The sequence below is a fragment of the Streptomyces axinellae genome, assembly GCF_039532135.1.
Taxonomy (GTDB): domain Bacteria; phylum Actinomycetota; class Actinomycetes; order Streptomycetales; family Streptomycetaceae; genus Streptomyces; species Streptomyces axinellae.
Genome location: NZ_BAAARJ010000007.1, coordinates 132,309 through 152,722 on the forward strand (window position 1 = coordinate 132,309; position 20,414 = coordinate 152,722).

The 20,414-nt window shown below is 69.6% G+C and carries 18 protein-coding genes and 1 pseudogene; 9 read left to right on the top strand and 10 right to left on the bottom strand.

Features of this window, described 5'->3' with window-relative positions; genetic code table 11:
* Positions 1-23: 23 nt before the first annotated feature.
* From gyrB to dnaA, 6 genes are all read right to left on the bottom strand, one after another.
* Positions 24-2,141 carry a DNA topoisomerase (ATP-hydrolyzing) subunit B gene (gene gyrB, locus ABD339_RS12485; RefSeq protein ID WP_344565286.1) on the bottom strand — a complete coding sequence of 706 codons (2,118 nt, stop codon included), beginning with the start codon at positions 2,139-2,141 and terminating at the stop codon, positions 24-26.
* 317 nt (positions 2,142-2,458) lie between these two features.
* Entirely contained in the window at positions 2,459-3,091 is a 633-nt protein-coding gene (locus tag ABD339_RS12490) for a DciA family protein (RefSeq protein ID WP_425575969.1), read from the bottom strand.
* Entirely contained in the window at positions 3,088-4,239 is a 1,152-nt protein-coding gene (gene recF, locus ABD339_RS12495; protein ID WP_344565288.1) for a DNA replication/repair protein RecF, read from the bottom strand. The genes ABD339_RS12490 and recF overlap by 4 nt, the downstream gene beginning before the upstream one ends.
* A 151-nt stretch (positions 4,240-4,390) precedes the next feature.
* Entirely contained in the window at positions 4,391-5,269 is an 879-nt protein-coding gene (gene gnd, locus ABD339_RS12500; protein WP_344565289.1) for a phosphogluconate dehydrogenase (NAD(+)-dependent, decarboxylating), read from the bottom strand.
* A gap of 195 nt (positions 5,270-5,464) precedes the next feature.
* Positions 5,465-6,595: a DNA polymerase III subunit beta gene (gene dnaN / locus ABD339_RS12505; RefSeq protein ID WP_344565291.1), complete on the bottom strand. Its 1,131-nt coding sequence runs from the start codon at positions 6,593-6,595 to the stop codon at positions 5,465-5,467.
* 906 nt (positions 6,596-7,501) lie between these two features.
* Entirely contained in the window at positions 7,502-9,574 is a 2,073-nt protein-coding gene (dnaA, locus tag ABD339_RS12510) for a chromosomal replication initiator protein DnaA (protein WP_344565293.1), read from the bottom strand.
* A gap of 433 nt (positions 9,575-10,007) precedes the next feature.
* On the opposite strand from dnaA, the gene rpmH reads away from it, so the two are divergent.
* The 9 genes and pseudogenes from rpmH (at position 10,008) to ABD339_RS12555 (ending at position 16,727) form a co-directional block, all read left to right on the top strand.
* Positions 10,008-10,145 (top strand): 50S ribosomal protein L34, encoded by a 138-nt coding sequence (rpmH, locus tag ABD339_RS12515; protein WP_326689238.1) that lies wholly within the window; start codon positions 10,008-10,010, stop codon positions 10,143-10,145.
* A 24-nt stretch (positions 10,146-10,169) separates the two neighbouring features.
* A pseudogene (gene rnpA, locus ABD339_RS12520) lies at positions 10,170-10,535 on the top strand (ribonuclease P protein component); the annotation flags it as partial.
* 59 nt (positions 10,536-10,594) lie between these two features.
* The gene (yidD, locus tag ABD339_RS12525; protein WP_344565297.1) at positions 10,595-10,885 is read left to right on the top strand and encodes a membrane protein insertion efficiency factor YidD; all 291 of its coding nucleotides are present in this window, start codon (positions 10,595-10,597) and stop codon (positions 10,883-10,885) included.
* 3 nt (positions 10,886-10,888) lie between these two features.
* Complete coding sequence (gene yidC, locus ABD339_RS12530; RefSeq protein WP_344565299.1) at positions 10,889-12,091, top strand: membrane protein insertase YidC; 1,203 nt, start codon at positions 10,889-10,891, stop codon at positions 12,089-12,091.
* A gap of 20 nt (positions 12,092-12,111) precedes the next feature.
* Positions 12,112-12,615, top strand: a complete 504-nt coding sequence (locus ABD339_RS12535) for a Jag family protein (RefSeq protein WP_344565302.1) — start codon at positions 12,112-12,114, stop codon at positions 12,613-12,615.
* A complete protein-coding gene (rsmG, locus tag ABD339_RS12540; RefSeq protein WP_344565307.1) occupies positions 12,612-13,385 on the top strand; it encodes a 16S rRNA (guanine(527)-N(7))-methyltransferase RsmG in 774 nt (257 codons plus the stop codon). The genes ABD339_RS12535 and rsmG overlap by 4 nt, the downstream gene beginning before the upstream one ends.
* A gap of 249 nt (positions 13,386-13,634) precedes the next feature.
* Positions 13,635-14,741: a ParA family protein gene (locus ABD339_RS12545; protein WP_344565309.1), complete on the top strand. Its 1,107-nt coding sequence runs from the start codon at positions 13,635-13,637 to the stop codon at positions 14,739-14,741.
* Entirely contained in the window at positions 14,738-16,021 is a 1,284-nt protein-coding gene (locus tag ABD339_RS12550; protein ID WP_344565311.1) for a ParB/RepB/Spo0J family partition protein, read from the top strand. The genes ABD339_RS12545 and ABD339_RS12550 overlap by 4 nt, the downstream gene beginning before the upstream one ends.
* A gap of 85 nt (positions 16,022-16,106) precedes the next feature.
* Positions 16,107-16,727 carry a GNAT family N-acetyltransferase gene (locus ABD339_RS12555; protein ID WP_344565313.1) on the top strand — a complete coding sequence of 207 codons (621 nt, stop codon included), beginning with the start codon at positions 16,107-16,109 and terminating at the stop codon, positions 16,725-16,727.
* A gap of 147 nt (positions 16,728-16,874) precedes the next feature.
* Here ABD339_RS12555 and trxA read toward each other — a convergent pair whose 3' ends face one another.
* The 4 genes from trxA to sigM all read right to left on the bottom strand — a co-directional run bounded on the left by trxA (position 16,875) and on the right by sigM (position 20,293).
* The gene (gene trxA, locus ABD339_RS12560; protein WP_344565315.1) at positions 16,875-17,204 is read right to left on the bottom strand and encodes a thioredoxin; all 330 of its coding nucleotides are present in this window, start codon (positions 17,202-17,204) and stop codon (positions 16,875-16,877) included.
* Positions 17,205-17,293: 89 nt separating this feature from the next.
* Positions 17,294-18,280, bottom strand: a complete 987-nt coding sequence (gene trxB / locus ABD339_RS12565; RefSeq protein WP_344565317.1) for a thioredoxin-disulfide reductase — start codon at positions 18,278-18,280, stop codon at positions 17,294-17,296.
* A gap of 106 nt (positions 18,281-18,386) precedes the next feature.
* Entirely contained in the window at positions 18,387-19,505 is a 1,119-nt protein-coding gene (locus ABD339_RS12570) for an anti-sigma factor family protein (protein ID WP_344565319.1), read from the bottom strand.
* Positions 19,502-20,293, bottom strand: coding sequence for an RNA polymerase sigma factor SigM (sigM, locus tag ABD339_RS12575; protein ID WP_344565637.1), 792 nt, complete (start codon positions 20,291-20,293; stop codon positions 19,502-19,504). Before sigM ends, ABD339_RS12570 begins: the two co-directional genes overlap by 4 nt.
* Between the last annotated feature and the right edge of the window lie 121 nt (positions 20,294-20,414).

The following is a 20,414-nucleotide window of genomic DNA, read 5'->3' on the forward strand; positions in this document are numbered from 1 at the left end:
GCTTCTCGGGCGGGCCGACGACGTCAGATGTCGAGGAACCGGACGTCCTTGGCGTTCCGCTGGATGAACGAGCGCCGCGCCTCCACGTCCTCGCCCATCAGGATGGAGAACAGGTCGTCGGCCGCCGCCGCGTCATCCAGCGTCACCTGACGCAGCACCCGGTGCTCGATGTCCATCGTGGTCACGCGCAGTTCGTCGGCGTTCATCTCGCCCAGACCCTTGAAGCGCTGCACCGAGTCGTCCTTGATGCGCTTGCCCTGCTCGCGGCCGAGCTGGATGAGGCTGTCGCGCTCGGGGTCGGAGTAGGCGTACTGGTACTCGTCCCGGCTCCACTTGATCTTGTAGAGCGGGGGCTGCGACAAGAAGACGTGCCCGGCCTCGACCAGCGGTCGCATGAACCGGAAGAGCAGGGTGAGCAGCAGGGTGTTGATGTGCTGGCCGTCCACGTCGGCGTCCGCCATCAAGATGATCTTGTGGTAGCGGAGCTTCCCGATGTCGAAGTCCTCGTGCACACCCGTGCCGAACGCCGAGATCAGCGCTTGGACCTCGGCGTTCTGCAGGACCTTGTCGATCCTGGCCTTCTCCACGTTCAGGATCTTGCCGCGGATCGGCAAGATGGCCTGGTACTCCGGGTCCCGGCCGGACTTTGCCGAGCCGCCCGCCGAGTCGCCCTCCACGATGAAGATCTCGCACTTGACCGGGTCGTTGGACTGGCAGTCCGAGAGCTTGCCCGGCAGCGACGCCGTCTCCAGCAGCCCCTTGCGCCGGGTCAGATCGCGCGCCTTGCGCGCCGCGACGCGCGCGGTGGCCGCCTGGATCCCCTTGCGGATGATGTCGGCCGCCTCGTTCGGGTTGCGGTCGAGCCAGTCCGTCAGGTGCTCGTGGACGACCTTCTGGACGAAGGTCTTCGCCTCGGTGTTGCCGAGCTTCGTCTTCGTCTGCCCCTCGAACTGGGGCTCGCCCAGCTTGACGGAGATGATCGCGGTCAGACCCTCGCGGATGTCCTCGCCCGTGAGGTTGTCGTCCTTCTCGCGCAGCAGCTTCTTGTCGCGCGCGTAGCGGTTGATCAGCCCCGTCATCGCGGCCCGGAAGCCCTCTTCGTGGGTGCCGCCCTCATGCGTGTGGATCGTGTTCGCGAAGGAGTAGACACCCTCGCTGTACTGGGTGTTCCACTGCATGGCGACCTCGACCGAGAGCAGCCGCTCGGTGTCCTCCACCTCGAAGTCGATCACCGTGGGGTGGACCAGCTCACCCTTGCGGGAGTTGAGGTACCGGACGAAGTCGGAGATACCGCCCTCGTAGTGGTACTGGACCGAGTTCGGCCGGCCCTCCTCGTCCACATGCCCCTCGCGCTCGTCGGTCAGCGCGATGGCCAGGCCCTTGTTGAGGAACGCCATCTCCTGGAAGCGCCGGGCGAGCGTCTCGAAGGAGTAGTCGGTGGTCTCGAAAATGTCCCCGTCGGCCCAGAACGTCACCGTCGTACCGGTCTCGTCGGTGGCCTCGTTGCGGGCCAGCGGCGCCGTGGGCGTACCCAGCTTGTAGTCCTGCGTCCAGCGGTAGCCGTCCGTCCTGACCTCGACCGCGACCTTCTGCGACAGCGCGTTCACCACGGACACACCCACACCGTGCAGACCGCCGGAGACCGCGTAACCGCCGCCCCCGAACTTGCCGCCCGCGTGCAGCACCGTCATCACGACCTCGACCGCCGGCTTCTGCTCGGACGGCACGATGCCCACCGGGATACCGCGGCCGTTGTCGGTCACACGCACGCCGCCGTCGGCCAGCAGCGTCACCTCGATCGAGTCCGCGTGCCCGGCCATGGCCTCATCGACGGAGTTGTCGACCACCTCCTGCACGAGGTGATGAAGGCCACGTTCACCGGTCGAACCGATGTACATGCCCGGCCGCTTACGGACCGCGTCCAGACCCTCCAGGACCGTGATCGCGCTCGCGTCGTACGACGGCTCCACGGGTCCGCCCGCCGCAGCCGCGGCCCCCGGGGCCGCGGCTCCCGAAGACGTGGGCACGGCGCCTTCGCCGTCTGCTGGGGGCACCGCCTGGCCCTCGGCCTGGGAAGGTGTCTTGTCGTTCTCGTTGAGATCGCCGGAATCGGCCACGAAGCGCCCTTTCTGGCACAGCACAGGCCGTCTCCAGGGCAATGCGGAGCGGCTGCGTCGTTCGACATGTCCCGCAACGGTGCGGTAGTCCCCCAGTGTACCGGTGGGAGCGATGCGAATGGGGGTTTGCGGGCGCCTGAGTCCGCATGTGCCGACCTGAACTGGCGTCCGCCGACTCCCCATATACGGACCGGGGGGCCAAGGGGCTCACAGTGGCACTGAGCGCTTCGACCTGTCTCTGCCTGTCCCGGCCCGTCTACGCACCGCTACGGCAGGCCCACGCGCGCCCCGCGCCGACACGGCATCCCCACCCCGCTCACCTGCGCACACAGGGCCTCCGCTCACCCGTAGGTGTCGCCCGGTCCCTTGCTTCCCGGCGCCCGCAACCGCCCGTATCCGGTCCGCGGCGCCTCCGGACCCCTCACCTTGATCAACTTCACGGTGCCCTGGCCGAGATCCTCGTTCAGCCGCGCCACCAGCCGGGGCGCCAGCAGCCGCAGCTGCGTGGCCCACGCCGTCGAGTCGCACCGCACCAGCAGCGTGCGCTCCTCCTCGTCGTAGCGCTGCGGCTCACAGTGCTGCGCCACCTCGGCACCCACCATCTGCGGCCAGCGCCCCATCACCCCGCCGACCGCCGCCGGGGTCTCCCAACCCCGCTCCGCGATCAGCCTGTTGACCGCGGCGCCCAGCGGCATCGGATCCCGGCCATCGCGCCCCGAACCCGAACGCAGCCCACCCCCGCGCCGCGCCTGCCTGCGCTGCTGAGCCTCCGCACCCCGCGCCTTCGCCTGCTCCTTGGCGGCACGCAGCGCCACCCGGGCGAGGTCCACCCCACTCGGCTCGGGCACGCCGCCGCCCGCACCGGAGGGCCCCGTGCCCCCAGTGCCCGCACCAGAGGCGGTCTTGCCCGCACCGGGCTCGGCGCCGCCCGCGCCCGGCAGGACGCCGTCCGCATCGGATGCCCGATCGCTCACAGCCGCGCCACCTCACCCTCCGCCACCGAAAATCGCGCCCCCGCCAGCACTTCGGGCACGTCCTCGGGCACCGCCGCGGTCACCAGCACCTGCTCGGCCGGCGCCACCAGCTCCGCCAGCCGCTCCCGGCGCCGCGTATCCAGCTCGGCGAACACATCGTCCAGCACCAGCACCGGCTCGTGCCCCTCGCTCTTGAGCAGCTCATAGGCCGCCAGCCGCAGCGACAGCGCGAACGACCACGACTCGCCATGACTCGCGTACCCCTTCGCGGGCAGCTCGCCCAGCCGCAGCAACACCTCATCCCGGTGCGGCCCCACGAGCGTCACCCCGCGCTCGATCTCCTGCTTGCGCGCCTGCCCCAGCGCCGCCAGCAGCACGCCGTACAGCTCCTCGGCACTGCCCGCCGAGGACCCGGCCGGAGACGCAGCCGACGGCGCCGCACCCGCCGATGCCCGGTACTCGAACGAGACGGGCCCGCCGCCCGGCGCCAGCCGCTCGTACGCCTTGTCCGCCAACGGCCCCAGCACGGCCAGCAGATCCAGCCGCTGCGCCAGCAACTCCGCACCCACCCGCGCCAGATGCTGGTCCCACACATCCAGCGTGGACAGATCCACCCCCTTGCCGCCGTGCCGTCTGGCCATCGCGGCGGACTTCAGCAGGGTGTTGCGCTGCTTGAGCACCCGCTCGTAGTCCGAGCGCACCCCCGCCATCCGCGGCGCCCGCGCCGTCACCAGCTCGTCCACGAACCGGCGCCGCTCCCCCGGATCGCCCTTGACCAGCGCCAGGTCCTCCGGCGCGAACAGCACCGTGCGCACGATCCCCAGCACATCGCGGGGCCGCACCTGCGAAGAACGGTTGATCCGCGCCCGGTTGGACTTCCCCGGATTCAGCTCCAGCTCGACCAGCTGCTCGCGCTCGCCCTGGCGCACCTGCGCCCGCACGATCGCCCGCTCGGCCCCCATCCGCACCAGCGGCGCGTCCGAGGACACCCGGTGGCTGCCCAGCGTGGCGATATAGCCCACGGCCTCGACGAGATTCGTCTTGCCCTGGCCGTTGGGCCCGAGGAACGCCGTCACACCAGGACCGAGCGGCACCTCGGCCCGCTCGTACGACCGGAAATCGGCCAACGAGAGATGCGTCACATGCACGGCGTCGCCGGCCTCCCCACTCCGTCCAGGGCCCCCGGCCCGTCCCCAGGCTGTGCGTACTCGGGCCGGGCATACCAGGGCCGGACGTGCCCGGGCCGCGCGTATCCGGCCCGGCGGCTCACATCCGGCCCCGCCCCGGCCCGCCGACCGCCTACTTCGAACCCTGGACCGCGTGCCCGCCGAACTGGTTGCGCAGCGCGGCCACCATCTTCATCTGCGGCGAGTCCTCCTGCTGCGAGCTGAACCGCGCGAACAGCGACGCCGTGATCGCCGGCAGCGGCACCCCGTTGTCGATCGCCGCCTCCACCGTCCAGCGGCCCTCGCCCGAATCCGCCGCGACACCGCGCAGCTTCTCCAGGTGCTCGTCGTCATCCAGCGCCTTCACCGCCAGATCGAGCAGCCAGGAGCGGATGACCGTGCCCTCCTGCCAGGAGCGGAAGATCTCCCGCACGTCGGTGACCGAGTCGGCGGCCTCCAGCAGCTCCCAGCCCTCGGCGAAAGCCTGCATCATCGCGTACTCGACACCGTTGTGGACCATCTTCGCGAAGTGGCCCGCACCCACCTTGCCCGCGTGCACCGAGCCGAACTCGCCCTCGGGCTTCAGCGCGTCGAAGACCGGCTGCACCTTCGCCACGTGCTCGGCGTCGCCGCCGTACATCAGCGCGTAGCCGTTCTCCAGGCCCCAGACCCCGCCGGAGACGCCGCAGTCCACGAAGCCGATGCCCTTGGCCGCCAGCTCCTCGGCGTGCTTCTCATCGTCCGACCAGCGGGAGTTCCCGCCGTCCACGACCAGGTCGCCGGGGGAGAGCAGCTCGGCAAGCTCATCGACCGTGGACTGGGTGGCGGCGCCCGCCGGGACCATCACCCACACCACACGCGGCCCGCTGAGCCGGTCCACCAGCTCCTTCAGGCTGCCCACATCCGCCACGGCCGGATTCCGGTCATAGCCGATGACCGTGTGGCCACCCCGGCGGATGCGCTCCCGCATGTTCCCGCCCATCTTGCCGAGACCGACCAGACCGAGCTCCATCACTGCCCCTTAGCTGAGTTTCTTGGCGTATTCCGACCGAATACGACCCTACGCCCACAGCTTGTGAGCGCTCCTTCCACCAGGACGGGCCGAGCGGGCACCCCGGCCACCGGCCCGCCACCTGCGACAAGATCGTCCGTCCACAGTCACGGCCCGGCCGGTGGACGGACCGACGGGCCGTCCCGGCGGCTGCGGTCAGCCGGACAGCCGCACCGGCATGATCAGGTACTTGTACGCGTCATCCGCCTCGGCGTCCTTGGCCGGACGGCCGCTGAGCAGCGCCGGCTTGGTCGAGGTCGTGAACGAGAGCTGGGCCACGGGGGAGTCGATGGCGCTCAGCCCCTCCAGCAGGAAGCCGGGGTTGAAGGCGATCGAGATGTCGTCGCCGTCCAGGTCGGCGTCCACCCGCTCCACAGCCTGTGCGTCGTCGCTCGACCCGGCCTCCAGGGTCAGCACCCCCTGCTCGAAGCTGAGCCGCACCGGGGTGTTGCGCTCGGCGACCAGCGCGACACGCTTGACCGCCTCCACGAAGGGCGCCGTCTCGATCACCGCGACGGAGTTGAACTCCGTCGGGAACAGGGTGCGGTACTTGGGCAGGTCGCCCTCCAGCAGCCGCGTCGTCGTCCGCCGGCCCGCGCCCTCGAAGCCGATCAGACCCTCACCCGAACCCGAGCCGGACAGCGCCAGCGTCACGTGGTCACCGCCGCTGAGCGACTTGGCGGTGTCCAGCAGCGTCTTGGCGGGCACCAGGGCCACGGCCGAGGCGTCCGGCGTCTCCGGCTTCCACAGGAACTCGCGCACCGCGAAGCGGTAGCGGTCGGTGGAGGCCAGCGTGACGGTGTCGCCCTCGATCTCGATCCGCACACCCGTGAGCACCGGAAGCGTGTCGTCCCGCCCGGCGGCGATGGCCACCTGCTGGGCGGCGGCGGCGAAGACCTCGCCGGGGACCGTGCCCGTGGCGGTCGGCATCTCGGGCAGCGCCGGATACTCCTCCACAGGCAGTGTGTGCAGCGTGAAGCGCGAGGATCCGCAGACCACGGTGGCGCGTACACCGTCTGTGGAGATCTCCACCGGACGGTTCGGCAGCGCACGGCAGATGTCGGCGAGCAGCCGCCCGGACACCAGGACCGTGCCGTCCTCCTCGACCTCGGCCTCGACCGAGACCCGGGCCGAGACCTCGTAGTCGAAGCCGGAGAGGCTCAGGGAGCCCTCCTCGGCCTTCAGCAGCAGGCCCGCGAGGACCGGCACCGGCGGACGGGCGGGAAGGCTCTTGGCAGCCCACGCCACCGCCTCCGCCAGGACATCGCGCTCTACCCGGATCTTCACCTTCAGCCGCCTCCTGCTGCTCCTGCTCGCTGTTGCCGGGGACCAGTCTGACGCACGGCGCTGACAGGAGGTGCGGCTGCGGGTCAACTCGTGGCGATCCGGCCCGCGGCCCGAGGAGGCGAGTTGTGCACAGCCCCCACTTCGAAGCGAATTCCGGGCTCTCTAGGTGTAGTCGTAGTAGTAGGGGCTGTGGAAACGGTGGAAAAGCGCGTTTTCCCAGCTCAGGCCCGGAATTTTGTCCACCGCGCCTGTGGGTGGACCGGTGGAGGAACGGGGGGTCTCTGTGGACGCCGGAAAGTTCTGCACAGCCCGCCCACAGCTCAGGGCCGGTTCCCCACAGCGGCGCCCACAGTTTTACCCGTCTTTCCCACAGCCCAATCCTGGGCTTGAGTGTGACCGCTTTCACTCGTACCGGTGAGAGGGCGCGTTGCCTTGCCGAACAGTGGACAGGTCTGTGGAGAAGCTGGGGAAAAGCAGCCTCTGCCTGTGGGCGGGCGGTGGACAAGCCGGTGCGCACCACTGGGCACGCCGATCCCTCCACACGCTGTGGACGACGAGTGCCCACAAGTACACAGGCACGTGACCTTGGTAAACCACCTCTGGGGCGGGCCTGTTGTGGACACGCTTGGGACAACTGACAAGGTCCCCAGGGTGTGGAAGCGGGAAACCCCGCATTTCTGTGGACCGAACCGCTCCCGGCCCCGTATTCGAACAGCGAAGGGCCCCCGGGGAGTTGCTCCCCGGGGGCCCGGTGGTCGCTGAAGGGCCGCACGACGGCTGCTGAGGGGCCGGATGAGGGCTGCTGAAGGGCCGCGTGCGGTCGGGCGGGGGCGCGCCGAGTGCGCGCGGCGCCATTGCTGGAGGAGGACGTACGGAGCGCGCTGAGGGAAGCGGGAATCCGGCCGCTCAGGCGTTCTTGATGCGGTTGGTCAGCTCCGTGACCTGGTTGTAGATGGAGCGCCGCTCGGCCATGAGCGCCCGGATCTTGCGGTCGGCGTGCATCACGGTCGTGTGGTCACGGCCGCCGAACTGGCCGCCGATCTTCGGCAGCGACAGATCCGTCAGCTCCCGGCACAGGTACATCGCGATCTGCCGCGCCGTCACCAGCACCCGGCTGCGCGAGGACCCGCACAGGTCGTCCACCGTCAGCCCGAAGTAGTCCGCCGTCGCCGCCATGATCGCCGGAGCCGTGATCTCCGGGGTGGCGTCCTCGCCGCCGGGGATGAGGTCCTTCAGCACGATCTCCGTCAGTCCGAGATCGACCGGCTGCCGGTTGAGGCTGGCGAAGGCCGTGACGCGGATGAGCGCGCCCTCCAACTCCCGGATGTTGCGCGAGATGCGCGAGGCGATGAACTCCAGTACCTCGGGCGGGGCGTTGAGCTGCTCCTGCACCGCCTTCTTCCGGAGGATCGCGATGCGCGTCTCCAGCTCCGGGGGCTGCACATCGGTGATCAGACCCCACTCGAACCGGTTGCGCAGCCGGTCCTCCAGCGTTTCCAGCGCCTTGGGCGGGCGGTCGCTGGAGAGCACGATCTGCTTGTTGGCGTTGTGCAGGGTGTTGAAGGTGTGGAAGAACTCCTCCTGCGTGGACTCCTTGTCCGCCAGGAACTGGACGTCGTCCACGAGCAGGATGTCCATGTCGCGGTAGCGCTTGCGGAACGCGTCCGCCTTGCCGTCGCGGATGGAGTTGATGAACTCGTTGGTGAACTCCTCCGAGCTGACGTAGCGCACCCGCGTGCCCGGATAGAGGCTGCGCGCGTAGTGGCCGATCGCATGGAGCAGGTGCGTCTTGCCGAGCCCGGACTCGCCGTAGATGAACAGCGGGTTGTACGCCTTGGCCGGGGCCTCGGCGACGGCGACCGCGGCGGCGTGCGCGAAGCGGTTGGAGGCACCGATCACAAAGGTGTCGAACAAATATTTGGGATTCAGTCGCGCCGTCGGCTCCCCCGGCCCCGTCGCGGGCGCGGGCTGCGCGGCGAGCGGCCCCGGGGCCCCGCTGGGCGCCGGGAGCTGCGCGGGACTGTCGTAGGAGCCGCCGGGCGGCCGGCCCTGCTGCGGCACCTGCGGGCGGTGGCGCTCACGCCGGCGCTGCTGGTCGTAGGTCTCGTACGGCTGCTGGTCGTATCCCTGCTGGTCGTAGCCTTGCTGCTCGTATCCCTGCTGGTCATAGCCCTGCTGGTCGTACGGCTGGCGACGGTGGTCGTAGGGCTGCCGGCGCTGGTGCTGCGGGGGGTAGGGCTCGTGCGGCTGCGGCCAGGAGCCCGGACCGGGGCCCTGGCGGGGGCCCGGCGGGTAGTCCGGGTAGGCGTTGCGGGTGCCGGGCAGATCGCGGGTCTCGTACTGCTCACGGCCGCTCTCGTACTGTTCCCGGCCGTGCTGGCCCGGCTGGCCGGGACCGGGCTGTCCGGGTTGTCCGGGCTGGTTGTGCGGGGGGTGCTGGGCACGCTGCTCGTAGCCGTCGTACGTCTCGTGCGGCTGGTACCCGTCATAGGCACCGTCGTAGCCGCCCTCACGCTGCGGGGGCTGGTGCGGCTGCTGTTGCTCCGGGGATGCGGCGGGAGCCGGAATCGACGGCCCGCCCGGGGCCCCCGGGCCACCCGGTCCGGCCGGACCACTCGAAGAGCCCGGACCCCCGGGGCTGCCCGGGGCGGGAGCGGTGGGCGCCGACGGGGTGGCGGAGGCAGGGGCCGGCGGGGTGGCGGGCTCGGGGGCGGGGCCGGTCACCGTGATGGCCAGCCGGATGGGCTGCTGGCACTCGCGGCTGAGGGCTTCGCTGATCATCGGCGAGAGGCGGCCCTCCAGGACCCCCTTCGCGTATTCGTTGGGCACGCCGAGCAGCGCGGTGCCGGAGACCAGGACGAGGGGCTGACAGTCGCGCAGCCAGCGCTGGTCCTTGGCTTCCACTCCCTGTCCGTCGCGGAGGAGCTGCTCCAGCACGCGTGGCCACACTGCGGCAAGATCGGCAGGCAGGTCAGCCACGGGGCACGCTCTCTCACTCGCTGAATGACGGACCGTCGGGATGACGGGTCGTTCCGTGATCGACCAGATCCCACGAATGTGTGGTTCTCGGGACGGTCGGGAAGGAAGGGAAGTTCGGCCACGGTAGTCACGGGCACCTGCCGCGTTCAAGTCGTTGTCCACAGGCTGTGCACGAGTGCAGTAGCGGGGTTGCCCCGCTGACGCTGGTTTGACCGGATGGCGTAGCCGCGCGTACCGTAACCAGGTCGAGTTGTCGACGGCTGCTGCCGCCTGCCTCCGATGGGCAAGATCGGCGGGTTCCACCCGCTCGGTCATGAAGCGGTGCACACTCGGGCGTTGCGAGCTACTCGTGGGCGCACGGTGACAGCCAGTCGACTCCACACACCCCGTCCCGCGGAGGCCGCGGGACACGAAGCATCCCTGGAGCCCCCGAGTGAGCAAGCGCACCTTCCAGCCGAACACCCGTCGCCGCGCGAAGACCCACGGCTTCCGGCTGCGCATGCGGACCCGCGCCGGCCGCGCGATCGTCGCGAACCGCCGCAGCAAGGGTCGCACCCGCCTGTCGGCCTGAGCAGCCTGACCACAGGTCCATGACGTGCTGCCTACCGAGAACCGGCTGAGGCGGCGCGAGGACTTCGCGACCGCGGTACGCCGAGGACGCAGGGCCGGTCGCCCGCTCCTCGTCGTCCACCTCCGCAGTCGAACGGACCCGCACGTACCGGGGGAAGAGGTTCCCCCGGTACGTGCGGGTTTCGTCGTGAGCAAGGCCGTGGGGAACGCGGTGGTCCGTAACCGTGTGAAGCGGCGCCTGCGGCATCTGATGCGAGGCCGCCTCACCGCTCTGGCCCCGGGTAGCCTGGTTGTCGTACGGGCGCTGCCCGGCGCGGGAGAGGCGGAGTACGCCGCTCTGGTCCGAGATCTGGATGCCGCGCTGCGCAGGCTGCCCGGAGGGTCCCCTCGCTGTGAGACCTCGGGGGACAACCCCCGGACCCCCGGCCATGAACCGGGAGGGAGAGCTCAGTGAAGTTCCCGCTGCTGTGGATGATCAAGCTGTACCAGTGGACCATCAGTCCGATGCTCGGGCCGGTGTGCCGGTACTACCCGTCGTGCTCGCACTACGGCTATACGGCCATCCACCGCCACGGCGCCGTGAAGGGCACGGCGCTGACGGCTTGGCGCATCCTGCGCTGCAATCCGTGGTCGCCCGGTGGCGTCGACCATGTCCCCGCCCGGAAGCACCCGGTATGGCACCAGCGGATCCGCAACCGCTGGCAGCAGCACCGGACCCAGTCCAACGCCCAAGGAGCCTGATTCGTGGACACGATCCTGAGTCCTCTTTATTACGCAGTGTCCTGGATCATTGTCCAGTTCCATTCGCTGTTCAGCCTGGTCTTCGACGCGGACAGCGGCTGGGCCTGGGGTCTGTCCATCTTCTTCCTGGTGGTGCTGATCCGGATCTGCCTGATCCCGCTGTTCGTGAAGCAGATCAAGTCGACGCGGAACATGCAGGCGCTCCAGCCGAAGATGAAGGCGATCCAGGAGCGCTACAAGAGCGACAAGCAGCGCCAGAGCGAAGAGATGATGAAGCTCTACAAGGAGACGGGCACCAACCCGCTCTCCAGCTGCCTGCCGATCCTGGCGCAGTCGCCGTTCTTCATCGCGCTCTTCCAGGTGCTCAGCCACATCGCGCGCAACAACCCGGTCGGCGTGCTCACCGAGGCGCAGGTGGACAGCGCCCGTAACGCGAAGATCTTCGGCGCCCCGATCGCCGCGAAGTTCATGGACAGCGCCGGCAAGGCCCACGAGCTGGCCGCCTCGCTGACCGACATCCGGGTCGTCACGATCATCATGATCGTGCTGATGTCGGCCTCGCAGTTCTACACGCAGCGCCAGCTGATGACCAAGAACGTCGACCTGACGGTGAAGACGCCGTTCATGCAGCAGCAGAAGATGCTCATGTACGTCTTCCCCATCATGTTCGCCGTCTTCGGCATCAACTTCCCCGTCGGTGTCCTCGTCTACTGGCTGACCACCAACGTGTGGACCATGGGCCAGCAGCTCTTCGTGATCAAGCGCAATCCGACGCCGGGCTCGCGGGCCTTCAACGAGCGTCAGGAGAAGCTGCGTGCGGCGGGCAAGCTGAAGGAGGACCCCAAGGAGGTCGAGGCGCGGGAGGCCGTCGAGGCGGCGCGTGCCAGGCGTCAGCAGCCCAAGCGGCAGAGCAAGTCCCAGCGCCAGGGCGGCCCGGTGACCGGCGCCTCGGCGGGCGCCGCGAAGGCCGGGACGACCTCGCTGGAGAAGGACGCGCCGCAGGACGCGGATCCCGCGCAGGCCGGCCAGAAGAAGGCGGGCGCGGACCAGAAGCAGGGCCAGAAAGCGGCACAGTCGCAGAAGTCCGGCCAGGCCAGGAGCGGACAGTCGGGTCAGCAGAAGTCCGGCCAGCAGAAATCGGGCCAGAAGAAGTCCGGGCAGCAGCGCAAGGGCCCGCAGCGTCCCAAGCACCCGTCCAAGAAGTGAGCACCGAAGGAGTCCCCGCCGTGACGGACACGACTGCCCCAGAAGAGGGCACCGACACCTTGTCCCGCCTGGAACAGGAGGGTGAGATCGCGGCCGACTATCTGGAGGCGCTGCTCGACATCGCCGACCTGGACGGCGACATCGACATGGACGTCGAGGCCGACCGGGCCGCGGTATCGATCATCAGCGAGGGCTCGTCCCGCGACTTGCAGAAGCTGGTCGGCCGGGACGGGGAGGTCCTGGAGGCGCTCCAGGAGCTGACGCGGCTCGCGGTGCACCGTGAGACCGGCGACCGCAGCCGGCTGATGCTGGACATCTCAGGGTTCCGCGCCCGTAAGCGCGAGGAGCTGGCGGAGCTGGGCGCGAAGGCCGCGCAGGAGGCCCAGAGCAGCGGCGAGCCGGTGAAGCTTCGCCCGATGACGCCCTTCGAGCGCAAGGTCGTGCACGATGCGGTAAAGGCCGCCGGGCTGCGCAGTGAGTCCGAGGGCGAGGAGCCGCAGCGCTGCGTGGTCGTTCTCCCGTGACAGAGCGTCCCAGGGAGCCGGAAGCGGAGTCGCCGGAGCAGGAGCCGGGTCTTCAGCCCGCGCCCGAGGCGGCGCGCAAGGTCTTCGGCGAGAGCCTTCGCGATGTGGAGCGCTACGCGGAGCTGCTGGCGGACGCCGGGGTGCGGCGCGGTCTGATCGGACCGCGCGAGGTGCCCCGGCTGTGGGAGCGGCACCTGCTGAACTGCGTGGTCCTCTCCGAGGTCGTGCCCGAGGGCGTGACGGTGTGCGATGTGGGCTCGGGTGCCGGGCTGCCGGGCATTCCGCTGGCGCTGGTGCGTCCCGACCTCAAGATCACGCTGTTGGAGCCGCTGCTTCGGCGTACGACCTTTCTGCAGGAGGTCGTGGAGCTGCTGGGCCTGGACCATGTGACGGTGATGCGGGGCCGGGCCGAGGAGATGCTGGGCTCGCTGACGCCGGTGCATGTGGTGACAGCGCGTGCGGTGGCTCCGCTGGAGCGACTGGCGGGCTGGGGCGTTCCACTGCTGCGGCCCTACGGCGAGATGGTGGCGCTCAAGGGAGACACCGCCGAGGACGAGGTCCGCGCCGCCAGGGACGCGCTGCACAAGCTGGGCGTTGTGGAGACCACGGTCGAGCAGATCGGCAAGGGAGTTGTCGATCCCCTCTCGACGGTGGTGCGGGCCCGGGTCGGGGAGAGCCCCGGCGGGGTGCGGTTCGCGGCCCGCCGGGCCAAGGCGGAGAAGGCGGCCCGCTCGGGCGGCCGGGCGGCGCGGGGGCACCGCCGACGCTGAGTGCGCTGCTTCCTGCGTGGGGCACTACTCCATAAAAGCCCTTAAAACTACACATAGCGGAGTGTCGCGGCGTTCCGTGGACCGAGCGCATGCATCGTGTTTCACGTGAAACGCCGCTCTCTCTTGCACGGAATCATCAACAGGGGCCGCGCTGCCGCCAATGCGCGCGGCCAGACCACCTATGAGCCCCGTCGGGACGTGGATTCATCCACAACTGCGCGGGGCTCGCTGGTTCACGAGACCGAAAGCATGGGAGGCTCTGCTCATAGCGAGCCTGATGTTGAGGAGAGTGAACCGTTGCGGTCCGACGCCAACATCGCGGGACCGATGGCCGATCCGGTCCCCGGTCCCCGGTCAGAACCAGGGGATACCAGCGCGGGTGGGGTCGCTCCCCGCGGTGACGCGGCACGGGAGACGCCGCCACCGATGGACGACACCCCGATCGGCCGTGCCGCCCAGCAGGCGGTCGAGGCGATGAATCGTGCTGGTGAGGGCCTCCCCCGGCCCGCACAGACGCGCGTGATGGTCGTCGCCAACCAGAAAGGAGGCGTCGGGAAGACCACGACGACGGTGAATCTCGCCGCCTCGCTGGCTCTGCACGGCGCCCGGGTCCTGGTCGTCGATCTCGACCCGCAGGGCAACGCCTCCACGGCATTGGGGGTGGACCACCACTCCGAGGTGCCGTCGATCTACGACGTCCTGGTGGAGAGCAAGCCGCTCTCCGAGGTCGTCCAGCCGGTCCCGGATGTGGAAGGGCTCTTCTGCGCGCCCGCCACCATCGATCTCGCCGGTGCGGAGATCGAGTTGGTGTCGCTGGTCGCGCGGGAGAGCCGTCTTGAGCGGGCCATCGAGGCATATGAGCAGCCGTTGGACTACATCCTCATCGACTGCCCGCCCTCGCTCGGCCTGTTGACGGTGAACGCACTGGTCGCCGGCGCCGAGGTGCTGATCCCGATCCAGTGCGAGTACTACGCGCTGGAGGGCCTGGGACAGCTCCTGCGCAACGTCGAACTGGTACGGGGGCACCTCAATCCCCGGCTGCACGTCTCGACGATCCTCCTGACCATGTACGACGGGCGTACCCGGCTGGCTTCGCAGGTGGCGGAGGAGGTGCGCAGCCACTTCGGCAAAGAGGTCCTGCGGACCAACATCCCCCGTTCGGTGCGGATTTCCGAAGCTCCCAGCTACGGGCAGACGGTGCTCACCTATGACCCCGGCTCCAGCGGTTCGCTGTCCTACCTGGAAGCGGCGCGGGAGATCGCCTTGCGCGACCCCCATGTCGAGCAGGCACAACAGGCACAGCACGGTCAGCAACAGCTACAGCAGCACAGCACCATGGCGGAGGGGACTCAGTGAGCGAGCGACGTAGGGGTCTCGGGCGAGGGCTCGGTGCGCTGATCCCGGCTGCGCCGAGCGGCACGGACACAGTTGAGGCACCGGAGAGCGAACGCCAGTCGCAGAACTCCGCCGCGCAGGGATCCACTTCCCCCACCGCCGTCCCGGTCTTCACACCGGATGTCGGCTCCCGGGGGGTGGCGGCGGCCAAGGTCGCCGGCCTGACTCAGGCGCCGAAGGGCGATCCCAAGGCCGTTTCACGTGAAACGGAACAGGGAGCCGGAGCGAAGGGATCGGGTGCCGCCAACGGGTCGGATGCCGCAGGGCCGAACCACGCGGACGGTACGGGCGTGAAGGACGCCGACGGCGCCGCCTCGGGGGCGGGGTCCGACACGGCGGACGCGGCCGATGGCGTCTCCGAAGGGGCGGCCGTCGAGGAGGTGGCCGGGGCGCACTTCGCGGAGGTGCCGCTCGACTCGGTCACCCCCAACCCGCGCCAGCCGCGTGAGGTCTTCGACGAGGACGCGCTCGCGGAACTGGTCACCTCCATCAAGGAGGTCGGTCTGCTCCAGCCGGTCGTTGTACGGCAGACCACGCCCGGCAGCTATGAGCTGATCATGGGCGAGCGCCGCTGGCGGGCCTGCCGTGAGGCGGGTCTGGAGCGGATCCCGGCCATCGTCCGGGCGACCGACGATGAAAAACTGCTGCTGGACGCGCTGTTGGAGAACCTCCACCGGGCACAGCTCAACCCTCTGGAAGAGGCAGCCGCCTACGATCAGTTGCTCAAGGACTTCAACTGCACCCACGACCAGCTCGCGGACCGCATCGGGCGCTCGCGCCCCCAAGTGTCCAACACGCTGCGGCTGTTGCGGCTCTCCCCCTCGGTCCAGCGGCGGGTGGCGGCGGGGGTGCTCTCCGCCGGGCATGCCAGGGCGTTGTTGTCGGTCGATGACGGTGAGGAGCAGGACAAGCTCGCCCACCGGATCGTCGCCGAGGGGCTGTCGGTCCGGGCGGTCGAGGAGATCGTCACGCTGATGGGCGCCAAGCCCAAGAGCACGCCGAAGGCCAAGGGCCCCCGCGCCGGTGCCCGGGTCTCCCCGGCGCTGAACGATCTGGCAGGCCGGCTCTCGGACCGCTTCGAGACCCGGGTGAAGGTGGACCTGGGTCAGAAGAAGGGCAAGATCGTCGTCGAGTTCGCCTCCATGGAGGATCTGGAACGGATTCTGGGGCAGCTCGCGCCGGGTGAGGGCCGGGTCCTGGAGCAGAAGCTCTCGGAGGACGACGCCGACGAGGAGTCGTAGCCGACGGCGCTCGCACCGCGAGGAGCGTTCGCGACAACCCCAAAATGGCACCGACGAGCTGTCGCCCCATGGATACGATGGATCCATGGGGCGACAGCTCGTTCCGCTCACGCTGGACAATCTCTCCGATCTGCCCAAGCGCTGTCGCGGTTGTGTGTTCTGGGAGCTGGATCCGGTCAGTGGTGAGGCCGCGATGTCAGCCGGGCGGTCCGATGTGGAGAAAGAGGCATGGATCTCCGCCGTGCTCCTGGAATGGGGCTCTTGCGGGCGGGTCGTCTACGTGGACGAGGTGCCGGCGGGCTTCGTGCTGTATGCGCCCCCGGCCTATGTGCCGCGCTCCTTCGCCTTCCCCACCAGCCCCGTCTCCCCCGACGCCGTGCAGCTGATGACCGCGTTCCTCCTCCCGCAGTTCCGGGGCCAGGGGTTGGGGCGGGTGATGGTGCAGGCCGTGGCGAAGGATCTCCTGCGGCGGGGCTTCAAGGCCATAGAGGTGTTCGGCGACGCGCGGTGGAAGGAACCGGCCTGTTTGATGCCGGCCGAGCACCTGCTGGCCGTCGGCTTCAAGACCGTGCGCCCGCACCCCCGCCATCCCCGACTGCGGCTGGAGCTGCGCTCCACGGTGTCCTGGCGGGAGGACATGGAGCGGGCCCTGGACCAACTGCTGGGTGCCGTCCACGGCAAGGAACCGGCCCTGAGACCGCTGTAGTTCAAGGGCCGCCTCCGCCCTCGTCTCCGTTCTGAGGCTCAGGGGCTGAGATTCGGGGGGGAGCTGCGGATACGACTGGGGCGCGGTTTCACGTGAAACCGCGCCCCAGTCGTACGAGTGGAGTGGCTCTTCAGCCGATGAACCTCTTCAGCCGATGTACTCCGCGAGGTCCTTCTCGATGGCGGCCTTCGGCTTGGCGCCGACGATGGTCTTGACGACCTCGCCGCCCTTGTAGACGTTCATGGTGGGGATCGACATGATGCCGTACTTCGCCGCCACCGCCGGGTTCTCGTCGATGTTGAGCTTGACGACGGTCAGCTTCTCGGGGTTCTCCGCGGCGATGGCCTCCAGGGACGGGGCGATCTGGCGGCAGGGACCGCACCAAGCCGCCCAGAAGTCGACCAGTACGGGCTTGTCGCTCTTGAGGACGACCTCCTCGAAGTCTGCGTCGGTAGCGGTAACGGTGGCACCGGCCATGGTGCTTCTCCTGATTCGTGAGAGGTGCTGCTGTGGAAGTAGGTCGTACGAGGAGAGGACCGGACGCCCGGCGTGGTGCGTCCCGTCGGTCAGACGGCGGCTGCGGTCTTCTCCGGTTCGGGGGTCTCTTCGGCGTCGGCGTCGGTGAGAGCGGCGAGGAAGCGCTCGGCGTCCAGGGCCGCGGAGCAGCCGGTGCCGGCGGCGGTGATCGCCTGGCGGTAGGTGTGGTCCACCACGTCACCGGCGGCGAAGACGCCCGGCACGTTGGTGCGGGTGGACGGGGCATCGACCTTCACGTACCCGTCCTCGTCCAGGGTCAGGACGTCCCTGAACAGCTCGACACGGGGGTCGTGGCCGATGGCGACGAACAGTCCGGTGACGTCCAGCTCGCGGGTCTCGCCGTTCTCGGTGTCGCGCAGCGTCAGGGAGGACAGCTTGCCCTCCTTGCTGTGGATCTCGGCGACCTCGCTGTTCCAGGCGAAGGAGATCTTCGGGTCGGCGAAGGCGCGCTCCTGCATCGCCTTGGAGGCGCGCAGGGTGTCGCGGCGGTGGACGATGGTGACCGAGTCGGCGAAGCGGGAGAGGAAGGTCGCCTCCTCCATCGCCGTGTCGCCGCCACCGATGACCGCGATGTTCTGGCTCCGGAAGAAGAAGCCGTCGCAGGTGGCGCAGTAGGACACGCCGCGGCCGGACAGCTCGTCCTCCATGGGCAGACCCAGCTTGCGGTGCTGGGAGCCGGTGGAGACAATCACGGTCTTGGCGCGGTGGACGGTCCCTGCGGAGTCCGTGACGGTCTTGACGGGGCCCGACAGGTCTACGGCGGTGACATCGTCGGGGATCAGCTCGGCGCCGAAACGCTCGGCCTGGGCGCGCATGCTGTCCATCAGCTCGGGGCCCATGATGCCTTCCTGGAACCCGGGGAAGTTCTCCACCTCCGTCGTGTTCATCAGTGCGCCACCCGCCGTGACGGAACCCTCGAACACCAGCGGCTTCAGCGACGCTCGGGCGGTATACAGCGCAGCCGTATACCCGGCCGGGCCCGAACCGATGATGATGACGTTGCGGACGTCGCTCACGGGAGTCTTCCTTGTCTGCCGACTGCTTACCGGGATCTTCTGCCGAGGCGTTGCACCCCGTCCAACGGATCCTACGGGGCAGACATTCCCGTGCCGCCAGGGCGTGTCACCCGCGCGGGTACGTCCGCTTCAGGAGGATTTTCCCGGGGCCCGACCCCTCGGCGCTCACACAGGTGGGATCGACCACATAGGCGTCCACTCGCTGTGGGTCGCCGCCCTTGTGCGGAAGGACGACGAGGTAGCCGGTGCGGCCCTCGAAGGTGGCCTCTGCGTCGAAGGCCAGCGGGACCTCCGTGCGGTGGATGCCGTTGCGCACACAGGAGGGGACGCCCGCCCCTCCCGTGGTCCGGTCCTCCCGCAGGGTCCTGTCCCCGTCTCCGGGGCTCTGCTTCGTACTCAGGGTGGGAGTGCCGGTCGGACGACGGGACTGGTCCCCGCTTTCGGCGGGGGGTGTTGTCTTGTGGTGGGACAGCAGATTCTGCACGCGGCGGCGCAGCTGCTGGTCGTCGCTGCTGCCGCCCGTGTCGGGGGAGCCGGTGCTCTCCGACGTGGTGCCGGGGGGCCGACGGGCCGAGTCGTCGGGGGGTCCCGAACTGACTTGGGCGGATCCGTCGTCGGTGAGGCTCTGCAGCACGACGCCCCCGAGCCCGAGCGCGACGAGGGAGGCAGCCGCAGCGAGGGTGACTGTACGCCAGCGCCGACGCCGCCCGCCGGTACGGCTCCGCCCCGGGCCGCTGGAACCGGGCCTCGTGGAACCAGGGCCAGAGCCGGAACGGATGCCAGAACTGGCGGAGGCTGGTGCGTGCTCGGCGGGACGGCGACCCTTGGGTGACGGGGACGACTTCTTCCTGTTGGACGTCGCTGTTTCACGTGAAACGACGGACTCGGCGGTGACCGTTTCACGTGAAACAGCGCTGCGGCCGTCCGCCTCCGGTGTCATGGCTTCCAGCAGCGCCTCCGCCGCGAGCGCGGCGTCGATACGGCTTGCCACGTCCTCCGGCATGGCCACCGAGCCCGGAAGAGTGCCGAGCAGCTCACGGATGTCTGCCAGTGAGGAGTGGACGTCGGCGCACAGCGCGCACTCCGACAGATGCGCGTGCAACTCCCTGCGGCGCTCGACGGAGAGGAGCTCCTCCGTCAACGCGGAAAGCTCCTCGACTTCGGGGTGCTCTTCGGGGTGCTGCTCCTCGGAGGGGGCGCCGCCGGGGAAAGGAGTGGATGTCATGCCTGCCCCCCTCCTTTCACGGCGCCGGGTCCTGTGGTGTCCTGCCTCGCGTCCCGCGGAACGTCTCTCGCAGCTGGGACGGATGTCCCCTGCGTCCGGTTCCTTACCCTGCCGCCCCCACGCTTGCTCCCGCCTCCGTCCTTGTCCGGAGCGCTGCCTTCGTCCTTGTGGTCGGCGGAGTCGGCGTAGGTTGCGGAGTCGGCGTTTCCGCCCGTGCGATGCCACAGGTGGGCGACGAGGGGGAGGAGGCGGGCCCGGCCCCGGGCGCAGCGGCTCTTGACTGTGCCGACGGCCACATTGAGGACTTCGGCGGCCTCCGCGACGGGGTAGCCCTCCATATCGACGAGAACGAGCGCCGCGCGCTGCTCCACCGGCAGCTCGGAGAGCGCGCCGGCCACCTGACGGTGGAGGTCCGCCCGCTCAGCCGGAAGAGCGGCGGATTCGTGCGGCTCCAGGAGCTGTTCCAGCCGCTCGGTGTCGTCGGTGAGCGTGGCCCGGCGGGAGGCCGCTTTGCGGGCCCGGTCCAGACAGGCGTTGACGGTGATGCGGTGCAGCCATGTGGTGACGGCGGACTGGCCGCGGAAGGTGTGGGCCGCGCGGTAGGCGGAGATGAGCGCATCCTGCACGGCGTCGCCCGCCTCCTCGCGGTCGCCCAGGGTGCGCAGCGCGACGGCCCACAGCCGGTCGCGGTGGCGGCGGACGATCTCCGTGAACGCGTCGGGGTCGCCCTCGACATGACGGGCGAGCAGCTCGCGGTCGTCGAAGCTCTCCCGGTCGTGCGCGTCCATGTAGCGGCGGACGTTCTCACTGCCGCCGTTGCTCTGGCTGCCGCTGGTGTTTTTGCTGGTGTGGGCGCCCCCGCTGTCGCGGGGGCTCTCGCTGCCGCGGGAGTTCTCGCTGCTGCCAGGG

Bases quoted from the DNA above. Each gene is read 5' to 3' on its own strand.
- ABD339_RS12570 (WP_344565319.1), bottom strand. From the start codon at position 19,505: ATGACATCCACTCCTTTCCCCGGCGGCGCCCCCTCCGAGGAGCAGCAC.
- trxA (WP_344565315.1), bottom strand. From the start codon at position 17,204: ATGGCCGGTGCCACCGTTACCGCTACCGACGCAGACTTCGAGGAGGTC.
- sigM (WP_344565637.1), bottom strand. From the start codon at position 20,293: ATGGACGCGCACGACCGGGAGAGCTTCGACGACCGCGAGCTGCTCGCC.
- gnd (WP_344565289.1), bottom strand. From the start codon at position 5,269: ATGGAGCTCGGTCTGGTCGGTCTCGGCAAGATGGGCGGGAACATGCGG.
- ABD339_RS12555 (WP_344565313.1), top strand. From the start codon at position 16,107: ATGGGGCGACAGCTCGTTCCGCTCACGCTGGACAATCTCTCCGATCTG.
- ABD339_RS12545 (WP_344565309.1), top strand. From the start codon at position 13,635: ATGGGAGGCTCTGCTCATAGCGAGCCTGATGTTGAGGAGAGTGAACCG.